Origin of the sequence: Streptomyces sp. NPDC050164 (assembly GCF_044459945.1) — a bacterium.
In the GTDB taxonomy this organism is placed as follows: domain Bacteria; phylum Actinomycetota; class Actinomycetes; order Streptomycetales; family Streptomycetaceae; genus Streptomyces; species Streptomyces coeruleorubidus_A.
On sequence record NZ_JBITJK010000010.1, the window covers coordinates 63,882 to 79,465 of the forward strand.

Sequence of the window (15,584 nt, forward strand, 5' to 3'; positions counted from 1 at the left end):
TCGTTTTATGAAAGGTGCCGGATGTCCGACGTCGAGCGTGAAGCCATCCGAACGCGCTGGGCTCCCTACGCGGGGCCGCCGAGTCGGCTGCCACTCGCCCGGCACGGCGCGACCGAGTACTCGCAGGCCGGCCGGTTCTCCGGGCACAACGAGCTGCCGCTGGACGCCACCGGCGCGCTGCCGGCCACGGCGCCGGCCCGTCACCTGCGCGAGTACGGGCCGGTGCAGACGATCATCAGCGCGCCACTGCGCCGGGCTCGCGAGACGGCGGCGGCCTGCCGCCGAGGTCGGCGTCGCAGTGGACGCGCATGGCGGGCTCGAGACGGACTTCGGTTTCAGGGAGGGATTGACGTTCGACGAGGCGACGGCCGGTGGCCCGAAGCGCTGACCGGCTGGCCGAACGCCGAGGACGCCGCACCGCCCGGTGGCGAGCCGTTCGCCTCCCTCCCGGAACGGATCGCCCGGGCCGTTGCCGGATCGTCGATGGCCGCGCCGGTCAATGGTTGGTGGTTGTGTCGCAAGGACCTGCTGCGTCGGGCCCTCGGCACGCCGCATGACGAGGTCTTCCGATTCCACGCCCATACCGGGTCGCTGTCCATCCTCGACAGCTACGTGGGCGGCGCATTCTACGGGCGCATGCTCAATCGATCGGGTCCCGCCTGCCATCGTCAAGAGTCCGGATACCAGGTTCGGAAAGATCGTGCAGAAATGAGGCAAAAGAATGGGTAATGAATTCGAGCCGGCATTTGCTGGCCTCATCCGCGAAACGGTCGCGGAGTCGACGCCCTGGCATGCGCCGGAGGCTCACCCGGGGACAGAGGCCCCGAACATCGTGGTGGTGGTCCTCGATGATGTGGGATTCGCGCAGTTCGGGTGCTTCGGATCCACCATCGAGACGCCGACCATAGACCGGCTCGCGTTCGCGGGAACGCGGTACACCAACTTGCACGTCACGCCCTTGTGCTCGCCGACCCGAGCGTGCCTGCTCAGCGGGCGCAACCATCACTCGGTCGGTATGGGCATGCTCGCCGGCTTCCCGTCGGGCTTTCCGAACGGGCGGGAATGCGTGTCGGACCGTGCACCGATGCTGCCCTCCCTCCTCCAGCAGGCCGGCTACCGCACCTACGCGATCGGCAAATGGCACCTCACTCCGATGAAGGCGCTGAAGCCGTCGGGTCCCTTCGACCACTGGCCCCTCCGCAAGGGCTTCGACCGGTTCTACGGGTTCCTGGGCGGCGAGACCGACCAGTACCGCCCCAATCTCGTGCGGGACAACCACTTCATTGACCCGCCGCGCGAGGACTATCACCTCAGTGAGGACCTGGCCGACGCTGCGCTGCAGATGGTGGCTGATCACCGTTCCGGAGATCCCGACCGCCCCTTCTTCGCGTACCTGGCGTTCGGCGCCGGCCACGGACCGCACCAGGTACCCGAGCCGTACCGCAGCAAGTACCGCGGGCGGTTCGACGACGGCTGGGACGTCGAACGGGAACGCGTCTTCGCGCGTCAGCTCGCCACCGGTGTCATACCTGCCGGAACCCGACTGCCGGAACCCAACCCGGACGTGCAGCGCTGGGAGGACCTCACGGCGGAACAGAAACAGCTCATGGCGCGCTACGCCGAGGTCTACGCCGGCTACATCGAGCACGCCGACGCTCAGATCGGCCGATTCCTCGATGGGCTGGCCGCGCTCGGCGCGGACGAGAACACCCTCGTCATGGTCGTGTCGGACAACGGCGCTTCCGGGGAGGCCGGCGAGTCCGGAACCTGGAACGAGCTGATCGCGCTGAACGACTTTCCGCCGGTGGACGACACCTCCGCCGCGCGCATCGATGAGCTGGGCTCGCCCACGACCTATCCGCTGTACCCGACAGGATGGGCACAAGCCGGCAACACGCCGTGCAAGTTGTACAAGCACTACACCTTCGGCGGCGGCGTCCGCGCTCCGCTCGTCGTCCACTGGCCGGGCCACACCGGCGAGGTCGGCCGGGTGCACGACGCCTTCCTGCACGCCATCGACGTCACACCAACACTGCTCGAGGTCGCAGGGGTCAGCGTCCCTGCCGATGATGACCAGATTCCGATCCACGGTGTGCCGTTCTCACTTGCGGCCGAAGACCGGGCCTCGGCGTCCGAGCGCACCCAGTACTTCGAAATGGGCGGACACAGGGGCCTTTACAAGAACGGCTGGAAAGCCGTCACTTTGCACGAGGTCGGCGTCGACTATGCCGACGACCAGTGGGAGCTCTACCACCTCGACGCGGACTTCTCCGAGGTCAACGACCTCGCTGCCCAAGAGCCCGAGCGCCTGAAGGACATGGTTGACACGTGGTGGCGCGAGGCGCACCGGTTCGGTGTGCTGCCACTTGACGACCGCTTCGTCGAGCGCTCGGCGCGCCCCGACCCGCAGCCCACGCTCGTCTACTACCAGGGGGCCGAGCGGATCGCCGAATCGGCCGTCCCCGCCCTGCTTCGAACGACCTGGACGATGTCGACGAAGCTCACTGACTACGTCGACCAGGAAGGGGTGATCTTCTCCTTCGGCGGCACCTTCGGTGGATTCGTGCTGCACATGATCAACGGATCAGCGCGGTTGGACTTCAACTACTTCGGTGAGGTCTACGACACCCTCGAACTGGGCCCGCTGCCGACCGGCACCCTCGATCTGAATGTCACTTACCGTCCCGCCGACACCGGCGGCGCCGGCGTGGAGCTGTCCACGCCCGACCTGGCACCGGTACGCGCGACAATCGCTCGTGTAGTGCCGTACTACACAGGCGGTAACGGTCTCAGCGTAGGGCGCGATCCGCTGGCGCCAGTGGTCTCGGTGCCGACGGCCGGTCGGGCGTACTCGGGCCACTTCGGTCAGGTGCGGTTCGATCTCGACCTCGGCGCGGCGTTGACGGAAGACGGCGGCCTCATGGCCTCGTGGCTTGCCGCCGACTGACGGTGTGTCAACTGCTTGTCCGAGCGCAACTCGAACCCGCCTGGCGGGAGGCCCTCACCCTTCCGTCAGGCCAAGCCGCCACGCCCCGAAGACCACCGCGGCGATGACGATGTGTCCGCGCCCTGCGGCCATGTGCGACCATGTCCCGCATGGCAATATTCCGTCTCGCTTTGTGATGCACCAAGGAGGCCCTGTGCGCGCCACCGCCGCTCTGCTGGAGCAACCCGGACAGCCGTTCGTCCTGACCGACGTGGACCTGGACGAGCCCCGCCCGGACGAGGTGCTCGTCCGCGTCGCGGGCGTCGGCATCTGCGGTACCGACCTCGAGTTCGCCGGCTTCTTCCCCACGCCCGCGCTGCTCGGGCACGAAGGGTCGGGTGTCGTCGAGAAGGTCGGCGCCCACGTCACCTCCGTACGCCCGGGCGACCACGTCGCCATGTCCTTCACGTCGTGCGGCGCGTGCGCGCTGTGCCGCACCGGCTCGCCCGCCTACTGCCGCGACTTCGACGCGGTGAACTTCTCCGGCCGCCGGCCCGACGGCTCCACCGCGGTGACGCACGAGGGGCGGGAGGTCAACGCCCACTTCCTCGGGCAGTCGTCGTTCGCCAGTCACGTCGTCGCGCCGGAGCGGGCGGTCGTGAAGATCGACCCGTCACTGGACCTGCTGCGGGCCGGTCCCTTCGGCTGCGGTTTCCAGACCGGGGCCGGCGGTGTGCTCAACGTGCTCCAGCCGCGCCCCGGCTCGTCGATCGCGGTCTTCGGGGCAGGGGCCGTCGGCGTGGCCGCGATCATCGCCGCCTCGCTGAGCGGCTGCGAGGTCGTCGCCGCCGTCGACGTGAACCCGGCCAAACTGGAGGCGGCCCGCGGCTTCGGAGCCACGCACACCGTCGACTCCTCGGCGGGGGCGATCGCCGAGCAGTTGGCGGCCCTCGCCCCCGGGGGCTTCGACTTCGTGGTCGACACGACCGGGCGCGAGGACGTCCTGCGCACCGCGGTGGAGGCCCTCGGGCCGCTCGGCCGCGCCGGTGTCATCGGCATCGGCCCCAGCGAGTCGATGAGCTTCGAGTGGCGCAGCATCCTCAACGGGCGCTCGGTCACCGGCATCATCGCCGGGTCCAGCCTGCCGCAGCTGTTCCTGCCGAAGCTGCTCGAACTCAACGCCAAGGGCCGGTTCCCGGTCGAGAAGATGATCACCTACTTCCCGTTCGAGCAGATCAACGAGGCCGTCGCGGCCGTCCGGTCCGGCTCGGTCGGCAAAGCCGTGCTGACCTTCTGAGCACCGGCAGCTCCGTCCACGAGACGTTGTCACCCGCGGCGGCGGCACCTTAGGGTGACCGACGCCGATGAGGCAGCAGACTTCCGGTGGCGCGGCCGGACAACACCGCGCACAGGTCCGAGCACGTGGAGCGTGCCCACCATGTCCGCCGACATCACCTCCGACATCGACTTCGACCACCACTCCGACGAGGCCAACGCCGATCCGGTCGCCTACTACGCGCGCTTCCGTGAGACCTGCCCGGTAGGCCGCTCCGCCGCCCATGGCGGCTTCCACTACACGACGCGGTACGCCGACGTGACCCGCATCGCCCGCGACGACGCGACGTTCTCCTCGGCCCGCAGTGACCACGGCGGGCAGGGGGTCGGCATCGTCATCCCCAAAGGACCAGGGCTGGAGCAGTATCCGATCGAGCTCGACCCGCCGCGTTCGACCGAGTACCGGCAACTGATCAACCCGCTGCTGACCCCGGAGGCGGTCGAGCACCTGGTACCCATGATCGAGCGCCACGCCGCCCGCGTCGTGGACGACTTCATCGAGCTCGGCTCCTGCGACTTCGTCCGCGACCTCACCAACCCGCTGCCGGCCGCGGTCACCCTGGACTGGCTCGGTTTCCCCGAGGAGGACTGGGCGAAGCTGGCCGGGCCGATCCACGACATCTTCGCCGCGCCGGCCGGCAGCGAGCGCGCCGTGCGCGGGGCCGCCGGACTGGCCTACATGGATCGGCGTATCCGCGAGCTGATCGCCGAGCGCCGCTCGGCACCACAGGCCGACGCGGTCAGCACGCTGGTGGCCGGTCGGCGCGGCGACGGCAGCGAGTTCGACGAGGACGAGCTGGTGTCGGTGATCGGCCTGCTCATCGCCGGTGGCGTCGACACCACCACCTCGCTGACCGGATCGACGCTCGTCCATCTCGCCCGCCACCCCGAGCAGCGGCAGAGGCTGATCGACTCCCTGGATCTGCTGGACACCGCGACCGAGGAGTTCCTCCGCGCCTTCGCTCCGTCGCAGTCGATGGCCCGCACGGTCACCGAGGACGTCGAGGTCGGTGGCTGCCCGATGCGCACGGGTGACCGGGTGCTGATCCCGTGGGTCGCCGCGAACCACGATCCCGCCGTGTTCCCCGCCCCCGAGCAGGTGCGGCTGGACCGCGACGCCAGTCGGCACCTCAGCTTCGGGATCGGCTCGCACCGGTGTGCCGGCGCGCACCTCGCCCGAGCCATGTTCCGCGCGATGATGACGCAGGTCCTGACCCGGCTGCCCGACTACCGGGTGATCGAGGAGGGGCTCGTGCCCTATCCGACGCGCGGCAACCAGTCCGGCTGGGACGCGGTCCCGGCGGTCTTCACGCCCGGTCCCCGGGCGACCGCGGCGGCGGGCACGGTCCGCACGCTGAGCACGCCCACCCCGTTGCGGGTGACCGCGGTGCGGACGGCGGCCGAGGGCGTCGTCGCCGTCGATCTCGGCCTGCCGGACGGCGGCGGACTCCCCGCGTGGCGGCCCGGCGCGCACGTCGAGCTGCGCCTGCCGTCGGGCAGGCTGCGTCAGTACTCGCTGTGCGGTGACCCCGCCGACGCCACGACGTGGCGCATCGGCGTCCTGCGCGAGCCGCAGGGCCGGGGCGGGTCGGTGGAACTCCACGAACTGGCCCGCACGGGAGCCACGTTCGCGATACGCGGGCCGCGCAACCACTTCCCGCTCACGCCGGCGCCGTCCTACCTGTTCCTCGCCGGCGGCATCGGCGTCACACCGATCCTCGCCATGGTCCGCGAGGCCGCCGGACGCGGCACGCCCTTCACCGTCGTGTACGGCGGGCGCACCCGCTCCACGATGGCGTTCGCCGACGAGCTCGCCGCCGTCGCCGGCGACGCGCTCACCCTGCTCCCACAGGACGAGGCCGGGCTGCCGGACCTCCCCGGGCTGCTGGGCGGGCTGGACGCGGACACCGCGGTCTACGCGTGCGGGCCGGCACCGATGCTGGCGGCCGTCGAGCACGAGTGCGCCCGCCTGGGCCTCACCGACCGGCTGCACCTGGAGCGCTTCACCGCAGGCGACGACCTGGAGACGGCGTTCGACGCCGCGGAGAACCGGCCCTTCGACGTCCAGCTCGCGCGCACGGGAGCCACGCTCACCGTGCCGGCCGACCGCCGCCTCATCGAGGTCCTGCGCGATGCCGTGAGCGGCTTGTCCTACGACTGCGAGAAGGGGTACTGCGGCGCCTGCGAGACCCGTGTGCTCGCCGGTGCGCCGGAACACCGGGATTCCGTGCTCAGCGAAGAGGAACGCCTTGCGGGGCGCTCGATGATGATCTGCGTCGGCCGCTGTCAGGGCGACCGACTCGTCCTCGACCTCTGAGCCCCGGTCAGGCCGGGCCAGCGTAGATTGCGAGATGTCGTGTTGACATACGAGACAGCTTTACTGCGCGGACCTCCTCGCGAAACAGCACGGCAACGAGACGTTCCTAGCGTCGGGCCATCCCTTTCACGAAAGGTTGGCCATGCCAGCGATCGACTCGTCCCTCCTCGACGTCGCCGCGACCGGCTTCCCGGTCCTCCAGCCCGGCCACGGATCGATCCCGTCGCCGGCCTACGTCCCGGCCACACCCGGGAACACCCTGTGGGGTCGCCTTCCCTGCGAGGCGGACTCACCGTGCGCGGTCGTGCAGCCGGGCGCCGTCGTCACGGTGGACACGATCAGCCACGAGGGAGTTCTGGAGGATCAGGGCCGCAACCCGCGTGAGTTCTTCGCCCGTTACGGCGTCGGCGGCGCCGATGTGCTCGACGACGCCCAGCAGATCGCGGACTCCGGTATGCCGCACGACTTCGAGGACGACGGGCCGCACCTGGTCACGGGGCCGATCGCCGTGGCCGGCGCCCGGCCCGGCGACCTGCTCGCCGTAAGCGTCCTCGGCCTCACACCGCGGGTTCCGTACGGTCTGGTCTCCGCACGGCACGGCTTCGGCGCGCTCCCCGGCGAGATGCCGTCACTGCCCGGTCCCGTGATGACCTTCGCGACCGCGCACGCGGATCGCCACGGCGCGTGGGGCCGGATGGCGGTGGACCGGACCGACCCCTCCCGCGGCTCACTGCGCTTCCCGCTGCGGCCGTTCCTCGGCGTGATGGGCGTGGCGGTGCCCGGGAACGAACGGCCTCACTCGGTGCCGCCGGGGCGGCACGGCGGCAACATCGACGTCTCCCTGCTCGGCGAGGGCGCCACACTGTTCCTTCCCGTACAGGTCGACGACGCGCTGGTCTACTTCGGGGACCCCCACTTCGCACAGGGCGACGGCGAGGTCGCCCTCACCGCGTTCGAGGCGTCGTTGCGCGCCACCGTGAAGCTCGAGGTGGTGCCCGGCGGTGCGGCGCTGCGGCCCGGCCACGGCCGCGTCACCCCGTTCGCCGAGACGGACGAGCACCTCGTGCCGATCGGGCTGGACGAGGATCTGGACGAGGCGATGCGCGACTGCGTGCGCTGCGCGCTGGACCTCCTCGTGACGGACTACGGCATCGACCGCCACCTGGCGATGGCGTACCTCAGCGCGGCCGGCGACTTCGCAGTCTCCCAGGTCGTCGACGGCGTGAAGGGCGTCCACGGAAGGATCCGCAAGTCCGACTTCCGCGAGGTCGGCCCACTACGTTGACCGGCGGCTGCGCCGATCCCGGTGGCCCCGCGGGCAGGTCGCCGGTGCAGCCGGCGCGACGAGGCGACCGGAGACGGCCCCCGGTCGCCTCAAGGTGCGCAACGATCACCCGTCGCCCTCCAGATCCCCCTCCGTCTCCAGGTACACCTGCCGCAGCCCCTCCAGCACGGCCGGGTCGGGCTTCTCCCACATGCCGCGGGACTCCGCCTCCAGCAGGCGTTCGGCGATGCCGTGCAGTGCCCAGGGGTTGGCCTGCTGGAGGAACTCGCGGTTGGCCGGGTCCAGGACGTAGGTCTCGGTGAGCTTGTCGTACATCCAGTCGGCGACCACGCCGGTGGTGGCGTCGTAGCCGAAGAGGTAGTCCACGGTGGCGGCGAGTTCGAAGGCGCCCTTGTAGCCGTGGCGGCGCATCGCCTCGATCCACTTGGGGTTGACCACGCGGGCGCGGAAGACGCGGGAGGTCTCCTCGACGAGGGTGCGGGTGCGGACCGTCTCGGGGCGGGTGGAGTCGCCGATGTAGGCCTCGGGAGCCGTGCCGCGCAGCGCGCGGACCGTCGCGACCATGCCGCCGTGGTACTGGAAGTAGTCGTCGGAGTCGGCGATGTCGTGCTCGCGTGTGTCCGTGTTCTTCGCGGCGACCTCGATGCGCTTGTAGGCGGTCTCCATCTCCTCGCGGGCCGGGCGGCCGTCGAGTTCGCGGCCGTAGGCGTAGCCGCCCCAGACCGTGTAGACCTCGGCGAGGTCGGCGTCGGTGCGCCAGTCGCGGGAGTCGATGAGCTGGAGCAGGCCGGCGCCGTACGTGCCGGGGCGGGAGCCGAAGATGCGGGTGGTGGCGCGGCGTTCGTCGCCGTGGGACGCCACGTCCGCCTGGACGTGGGCCCGTACGTGGTTGGCCTCGGCCGGCTCGTCCAGCGAGGCGGCCAGGCGTACGGCGTCGTCCAGCAGGCCGATGGTGTGCGGGAAGGCGTCGCGGAAGAAGCCCGAGATGCGGAGGGTGACGTCGATACGGGGGCGGCCCAGCTCCTCGTACGGGACGGGCTCCAGGCCCGTCACCCGGCGGGAGGCGTCGTCCCAGACGGGGCGGATGCCGAGCAGGGCGAGGGCCTCGGCCACGTCGTCGCCCGCGGTGCGCATCGCGCTGGTGCCCCACAGGGAGAGGCCGACGGAGGTGGGCCAGTCGCCGTTGTCGGCGCGGTAGCGCTCCAGGAGGGAGTCGGCGAGGGCCTGGCCGGTCTCCCAGGCGAGGCGGGAGGGGACCGCCTTGGGGTCGACCGAGTAGAAGTTGCGGCCCGTCGGGAGGACGTTGACGAGGCCCCGCAGGGGTGATCCCGAGGGGCCCGCCGGGACGAAGCCGCCCGCCAGGGCGTGCACGGTGTGGTCGACCTCGGCGGTGGTCGCGGCGAGGCGCGGCACGACCTCGCGGGCCGCGAACTGAAGGATGGCGGCGACCTGTTCGCCGTGTTCGGCGGGGACCGCGGCCGGGTCCCAGCCCGCGTCCTCCATGGCCTGGACCAGGGCGCGGGCCTTCTCCTCGGCCTCGTCGGCGCTCGTGCGGGTCGCGGCGGACTCGTCCAGGCCGAGGGCCTCACGCAGGCCGGGCAGGGCCGTGGCGCCGCCCCAGATCTGGCGGGCGCGCAGGATGGCGAGGACGAGGTTGACGCGGTCCGCGCCTTGCGGCGGGTTGCCGAGGACGTGCAGGCCGTCGCGGATCTGGGCGTCCTTGACCTCGCAGAGCCAGCCGTCGACGTGCAGGAGGAAGTCGTCGAAGCCGTCGTCGTCCGGGCGGTCCTCCAGGCCGAGGTCGTGGTCGAGCCGGGCGGCCTGGATGAGGGTCCAGATCTGGGCGCGGATCGCCGGGAGCTTGGCGGGGTCCATGGAGGAGATCTGGGCGTACTCGTCGAGGAGTTGCTCCAGGCGCGCGATGTCGCCGTAGGAGTCGGCGCGGGCCATGGGCGGGACGAGGTGGTCGACGAGCGTGGCGTGCACGCGGCGCTTGGCCTGGGTGCCCTCGCCGGGGTCGTTGACCAGGAAGGGGTAGATCAGGGGGAGGTCGCCGAGGGCGGCGTCGGGGCCGCAGGCCGCGGACAGGCCGGCGTTCTTGCCGGGCAGCCACTCCAGGTTGCCGTGCTTGCCGAGGTGGATCATCGCGTCGGCGCCGAAGCCGCCGTCCTCGGCCCGGGCGGCGATCCAGCGGTAGGCGGCCAGGTAGTGGTGGGAGGGCGGCAGGTCCGGGTCGTGGTAGATCGCGATCGGGTTCTCGCCGAAGCCGCGCGGGGGCTGGATGAGGATCAGCAGGTTGCCGAAGCGCAGGGCCGCGAGGACGATGTCGCCCTCGGGGTCGCGGCTGCGGTCGACGAACATCTCGCCGGGGGCCGGGCCCCAGTGCTCTTCCACGGCCGTGCGCAGTTCCCCGGGGAGCGTGCCGAACCAGCGGCGGTAGTCGGCCGCCGGGATCCGCACCGGGTTGCGGGCCAGCTGCTCCTCGGTGAGCCAGTCCTGGTCGTGCCCGCCCGCCTCGATCAGCGCGCGGATCAGCTCGTCCCCGTCGCCGGAGGCCAGGCCCGGCACCTCCGCGTCCCTGCCGAAGTCGTAGCCCTCGTCGCGGAGTCGGCGCAGCAGGGCGATGGCGCTGGCGGGCGTGTCCAGGCCGACCGCGTTGCCGATGCGGGAGTGCTTGGTCGGGTAGGCGGACAGGACCAGCGCGAGGCGCTTGTCGGCGGGCCGGATGTGACGGAGCCGGGCGTGGCGTACGGCGATTCCGGCGACCCGGGCGGCGCGCTCGGGGTCGGCCACGTAGGCCGGGAGGCCGTCGGCGTCGATCTCCTTGAAGGAGAACGGGACGGTGATGAGGCGGCCGTCGAACTCGGGGACGGCGATCTGGCTGGCCGCGTCGAGCGGGGAGACGCCCTCGTCGTTGTCCGCCCAGTCGGTCCGTGAGCCGGTGAGGCACAGGGCCTGGAGGATCGGTACGTCGAGGGCGGTGAGCGCGCCCGCGTCCCAGGACTCGTCGTCGCCGCCTGCCGACGCCTCGGCGGGCTTGGTGCCGCCGGCGGCGAGGACGGTGGTGACGATGGCGTCGGCGGCGCTCAGTTCCTCGATCAGCTCGGGCTCGGGGGCGCGCAGGGAGGCGACGTACAGGGGCAGGGGCCGGCCGCCCGCGTCCTCGATCGCGTCGCACAGGGCGCCGACGAAGGCGGTGTTGCCGCTCATGTGGTGGGCCCGGTAGTAGAGCACGGCGACGGTCGGGCCGTCGGTCTGCCGGCCCGCCCGGGGCAGCGGGCCCCAGGTGGGGGCGGCCGCCGGTGCCTCGAAGCCGTGGCCGGTGAGCAGGACCGTGTCGGAGAGGAAGCGGGCGAGCTGCTCCAGGTTGGCCGGGCCGCCGTGCGCGAGGTAGGCGTGGGCCTCGGCCGCGATGCCGATGGGGACGGTGGAGGACGCCATCAACTGGGCGTCGGGGGCCTGTTCGCCGGTGAGGACGACGACCGGGCGGCCGTCGGCGAGGAGCAGGTCGAGTCCGTCCTGCCAGGCCCGGATGCCGCCGAGGAGGCGTACGACGACCAGGCCGACGCCGTCGAGGAGGGCGGGGAGGTCGTCGAGGTCGAAGCGGGAGGGGTTGGCGAAGCGGTACGGGACCGGGCCGCCGGCCGCGCGGGCGCTGAGCAGGTCGGTGTCGGAGGTCGACAGGAGCAGGACGCGGGGGTGCGGGAGTCGTTCCCCGGCTGAGTGCAGCATGCGGCGGCTGGCCTTCCTCGGGGTGTCCGCGCCCCGGGCGGGTGGTGGGACGGCGGGAGTTCCTGGCTCGCCCGGCCCGTGTGGGCCGGGCTTACAGTGGCGGGACCGCGCCGGACTCGCACCGGGCTTCCTCCCCTGTCGCCGTCGTGGCGTCGGCGGACCGGATGATCCACCGAGGAGCATAGTAAGGGGCAGGGGAAAAGGGCGGGGCATACACCCGGTGTGATGGTAGGTATGCTCGCCGCCATGTCCACGCCTGCCCTCCGTTCATCGCCCCAGGCCACAGCGGTCTCCCGGGACCGCGGTGACGCCTGCCCGGGGACGCTGCGGCTGCACGCGGCGGACGACGGCGCGCTGGCCCGTGTCCGGGTCCCCGGCGGGGTCCTGACCGTGCGACAGGCGCGGGCGCTCGCCGACGTGGCGGAGCGGCTGGGCGACGGGGATCTGCATCTGACCTCGCGCGGCAACGTGCAGCTGCGGGGTCTGGACGACGGCTGCGGCGGGGAGTTGGCCGGTCTGCTGGACGCCGCCGGGCTGCTGCCCTCGCGCGGGCACGAGCGGGTGCGCAACATCGTGGCCTCGCCGCTGTCCGGTCTCGACGGGCGGGGCGTGCTGGACGTACGGCCCTGGCTGACGGCCCTCGACGCGGCGCTGTGCGCGAGCGAGGCGGCGCGGGCCCTGTCGGGGCGTTTCCTGTTCGCGCTCGACGACGGACGCGGGGACGTGGCCGGCCTCGGTGCCGATGTGACGGTACGGGCGGCGGCGGACGGCGGTGCGCGAGTCGGCCTCGGAGCGGCCGGAGAGGCGCTGCACGTCTTGGCCGAGGAGGCGGCGCGGGCCGCGCTGCTGGCCGCGGAGACCTTCCTGGAGGCGGCCCGGGCGAGCGGGGCAAGGGTCTGGCGCATGGCTGAACTCGCCCTTCCCGAGGGCGAGTTGCTCGATGCGGTCGGCCATCGTCTGACCGCCGAGGGCATCCGCCACGAGCGGCGGGGCCGGGAGACCGACCGTACGGACGGCCCGCCCCCGGGAGTTGTCGGTCACGGCCTGTCGGTGCACGTACCCCTGGGACGGCTCTCGGCGCGCCAATGGCGGGAACTGACGCACATCGCCGCCGGTGAGCTGCGTCTGACCCCGTGGCGCGGTGTGGTTCTTCCCACACAGGGGACCCACGCGGACGAGTCCCTCGCCCGCCTCGCCGCCACCGGCCTCGTCACCGACCCCGGCTCCCCCTGGCTGCGCGTCGGCGCCTGCATCGGCAGGCCCGGATGCGCCAAGTCGCAGGCGGATGTACGGACCGACGCGGCCGAAACCCTCGACGCGATCGGCCCGCACGGCCTGCCCCTGTACTGGTCCGGCTGCGAACGCCGCTGCGGACATCCCCGGGGCGACCGCGTCGACGTGGTCGCCGCTCCGGAGGGCGGCTACCGGCTCTCCACCGCCGTACGCGGCCGGGAACCCCGGACCACCTCGATGAACGACCCCGCCCGACTCACCGCCGCCCTGGCGGAGATCACCTCATGACCCGTACGACGACCGAGAGCAGCGAGAACACCACCGTGACCACGTACGACTACGAGAAGGACGGCGCGGCCATCTACCGCCAGTCCTTCGCCACCATCCGCGCGGAGGCGGACCTCGCGGCCCTGCCCGCCGACGTCAGCCAGGTCGCGGTCCGGATGATCCACGCCTGCGGGATGGTCGACCTCGTACGGGACCTGGCCTACACGCCGGCCGTGGTGGCCCGTGCCCGTGCGGCCCTGCGCGCGGGCGCGCCGATCTTCACCGACGTGCAGATGGTGGCCAGCGGGGTGACGCGCAAGCGGCTGCCCGCCGGCAACGACGTGCTCTGCACGCTCTCCGACCCGTCCGTGCCGGAGCTGGCCGCGGAGCTCGGCACCACGCGCAGCGCCGCCGCGCTGGAGCTGTGGCGGGACCGGCTGGAGGGCTCGGTGGTCGCCGTCGGCAACGCGCCGACCGCGCTGTTCCGGCTGCTGGAGATGATCGAGGAGGGGGCTCCCCGCCCGGCCGCCGTGATCGGCGTGCCGGTCGGCTTCGTCGGGGCCGCCGAGTCCAAGGACGCCCTGGCCGCGCATCCGTCCGGTCTTGAGCACCTGGTCGTGCGCGGCCGTCGCGGGGGCAGCGCCATCGCCGCCGCCGCGCTCAACGCGATCGCGAGTGAGGAAGAGTGAGCGGCAAGCTGTACGGAGTGGGGCTCGGCCCCGGTGACCCGTCCCTGATGACCGTACGGGCCGTGGAGGTCATCGCCGACGCGGACGTGATCGCGTACCACAGCGCCCGGCACGGGCGTTCCATCGCCCGCTCGATCGCGGCGAAGCACATCCGCGCCGACCACGTCGAGGAGCGGCTGGTCTACCCGGTCACGACCGAGACCACCGACCACCCCGGTGGCTACCAGGGCGCGATCGAGGAGTTCTACGCCGAGGCGTCGGCCCGGCTCGCCGCGCACCTGGACGCGGGGCGGACGGTCGCGGTCCTCGCCGAGGGCGATCCGCTCTTCTACGGCTCCTACATGCACATGCACAAGCGGCTCGCCGGCCGCTACGACACCGAGGTGATCCCCGGCGTCACGTCCGTGTCCGCCGCCGCCGCGCGGCTGGGCACCCCGCTCGCCGAGGGCGAGGAGGTGCTGACGATTCTGCCGGGCACGCTGCCCGAGGAGGAGCTGACCGCACGGCTCGCCTCGACCGACGCGGCCGTGGTGATGAAGCTGGGGCGGACCTTCACCAAGGTGCGCGGCGCGCTGGAGGGTTCGGGACGGCTGGGTGAGGCCCGGTACGTCGAGCGGGCCACCATGGCCGGGGAGCGACTGGCCGAACTGGCCGACGTGGACGCGGAGTCGGTGCCGTACTTCTCGGTGGCCGTGCTGCCGAGCCAGGCCGGTGCCGAGCGGCCGGAGTCCCGGGAGCGGGGCGAGGTCGTCGTGGTCGGGACCGGGCCGGCCGGTCCCCTGTGGCTGACGCCCGAGACCCGGGGTGCGCTGGCCGCCGCCGACGACCTGGTCGGCTACACGACCTACCTCGACCGGGTGCCGCGGCGCCCCGGGCAGGTCCGGCACGGCTCGGACAACCGGGTGGAGTCGGAGCGCGCCGAGTTCGCCCTCGATCTGGCCCGGCGCGGGCGGCGGGTCGCGGTCGTCTCCGGCGGCGACCCGGGCGTCTTCGCCATGGCGACGGCCGTCCTGGAGGTCGCCTCCCAGGAGGAGTACACGGACGTCCCGGTGCGGGTGCTGCCGGGCGTGACCGCCGCCAACGCGGCAGCGGCCCGCGCGGGCGCCCCGCTCGGCCACGACTACGCCGCCATCTCGCTCTCCGACCGGCTCAAGCCCTGGGAGGTCATCGCCGAACGGCTGCACGCGGCGGCCTCGGCGGATCTGGTGCTGGCCCTGTACAACCCCGGCTCGCGCAGCCGCACCTGGCAGGTGGGCAAGGCACGCGAGCTGCTGCTGGAGCACCGGGCGCCGGACACCCCCGTCGTGGTCGCGCGGGACGTGGGCGGCACCGGCGAACGCGTCCGGATCGTACGACTGGCCGATCTGGATCCGGCCGAGGTCGACATGCGCACGATCCTGCTGATCGGCTCCTCCCAGACCCGGGCCGTACGGCGCGGGGACGGCGAGGAGATCGTGTGGACTCCGCGGCGTTATCCGGAGGGGTGAGGGGGCAGGGCGGCGGGCTCGCCGCGTGTGTGGAGACCCGGGGAACAGGCCCGGGTACGGATGCGAGGCGAGCCCTCGGATCGGACAACCGCGGCCGGGCCGGCTCGCCTCCGGCCCCGGTCGGTCCTCAACGGGTGTCCGGGAACCCACGCCCGCGGCACCACTCTCCGGCCCACCGGGCCACCTCCGGACCGGCGTCCGCCCGCTCGGGGACCCGGGGAACAGGCCCGGGTACGGACCCGGTGCGAGGCGAGGCCGCGCACCGGGCGATCACGGCCGGGTCGGGTCGCCTCCGGCCGACTCGTCTCCGGTC

At 72.4% G+C, this 15,584-nt stretch carries 9 protein-coding genes and 1 riboswitch; of the genes, 8 read left to right on the forward strand and 1 reads right to left on the reverse strand.

Annotation, left to right across the window (positions count from 1 at the left end; translation table 11 throughout):
* Window positions 1-21 precede the first annotated feature (21 nt).
* The 5 genes from ACIBNA_RS16765 to ACIBNA_RS16785 all read left to right on the forward strand — a co-directional run bounded on the left by ACIBNA_RS16765 (window position 22) and on the right by ACIBNA_RS16785 (window position 7,863).
* The gene (locus ACIBNA_RS16765; protein ID WP_399165946.1) at window positions 22-729 is read left to right on the forward strand and encodes a histidine phosphatase family protein; all 708 of its coding nucleotides are present in this window, start codon (window positions 22-24) and stop codon (window positions 727-729) included.
* The gene (locus tag ACIBNA_RS16770) at window positions 722-2,947 is read left to right on the forward strand and encodes an arylsulfatase (RefSeq protein WP_399165947.1); all 2,226 of its coding nucleotides are present in this window, start codon (window positions 722-724) and stop codon (window positions 2,945-2,947) included. The genes ACIBNA_RS16765 and ACIBNA_RS16770 overlap by 8 nt, the downstream gene beginning before the upstream one ends.
* Window positions 2,948-3,140: 193 nt before the next feature.
* Window positions 3,141-4,223, forward strand: coding sequence for an NAD(P)-dependent alcohol dehydrogenase (locus ACIBNA_RS16775; protein WP_399165948.1), 1,083 nt, complete (start codon window positions 3,141-3,143; stop codon window positions 4,221-4,223).
* Window positions 4,224-4,364: 141 nt separating this feature from the next.
* Window positions 4,365-6,578 (forward strand): cytochrome P450, encoded by a 2,214-nt coding sequence (locus tag ACIBNA_RS16780; protein WP_399165949.1) that lies wholly within the window; start codon window positions 4,365-4,367, stop codon window positions 6,576-6,578.
* A gap of 142 nt (window positions 6,579-6,720) precedes the next feature.
* Complete coding sequence (locus ACIBNA_RS16785; RefSeq protein ID WP_399165950.1) at window positions 6,721-7,863, forward strand: acetamidase/formamidase family protein; 1,143 nt, start codon at window positions 6,721-6,723, stop codon at window positions 7,861-7,863.
* Between the two features lie 105 nt (window positions 7,864-7,968).
* On the opposite strand, the gene cobN is transcribed toward ACIBNA_RS16785, so the two are convergent.
* On the reverse strand, window positions 7,969-11,595 hold the full coding sequence (gene cobN, locus ACIBNA_RS16790; RefSeq protein ID WP_399165951.1) for a cobaltochelatase subunit CobN: 3,627 nt from the start codon (window positions 11,593-11,595) through the stop codon (window positions 7,969-7,971).
* A gap of 56 nt (window positions 11,596-11,651) precedes the next feature.
* Window positions 11,652-11,728, reverse strand: a riboswitch (cobalamin riboswitch).
* Between the two features lie 101 nt (window positions 11,729-11,829).
* Between cobN and cobG the strand changes: the two genes are divergently transcribed.
* Genes cobG through ACIBNA_RS16805 form a run of 3 tightly spaced genes read left to right on the forward strand, consistent with a single transcriptional unit; the run spans window position 11,830 to window position 15,271 of the window.
* Window positions 11,830-13,116 carry a precorrin-3B synthase gene (cobG, locus tag ACIBNA_RS16795; protein ID WP_399166061.1) on the forward strand — a complete coding sequence of 429 codons (1,287 nt, stop codon included), beginning with the start codon at window positions 11,830-11,832 and terminating at the stop codon, window positions 13,114-13,116.
* Window positions 13,113-13,784 carry a precorrin-8X methylmutase gene (locus tag ACIBNA_RS16800; RefSeq protein WP_399165952.1) on the forward strand — a complete coding sequence of 224 codons (672 nt, stop codon included), beginning with the start codon at window positions 13,113-13,115 and terminating at the stop codon, window positions 13,782-13,784. Before cobG ends, ACIBNA_RS16800 begins: the two co-directional genes overlap by 4 nt.
* Window positions 13,781-15,271: a precorrin-2 C(20)-methyltransferase gene (locus tag ACIBNA_RS16805; RefSeq protein ID WP_399165953.1), complete on the forward strand. Its 1,491-nt coding sequence runs from the start codon at window positions 13,781-13,783 to the stop codon at window positions 15,269-15,271. Before ACIBNA_RS16800 ends, ACIBNA_RS16805 begins: the two co-directional genes overlap by 4 nt.
* The last annotated feature ends 313 nt before the right edge of the window (window positions 15,272-15,584 follow it).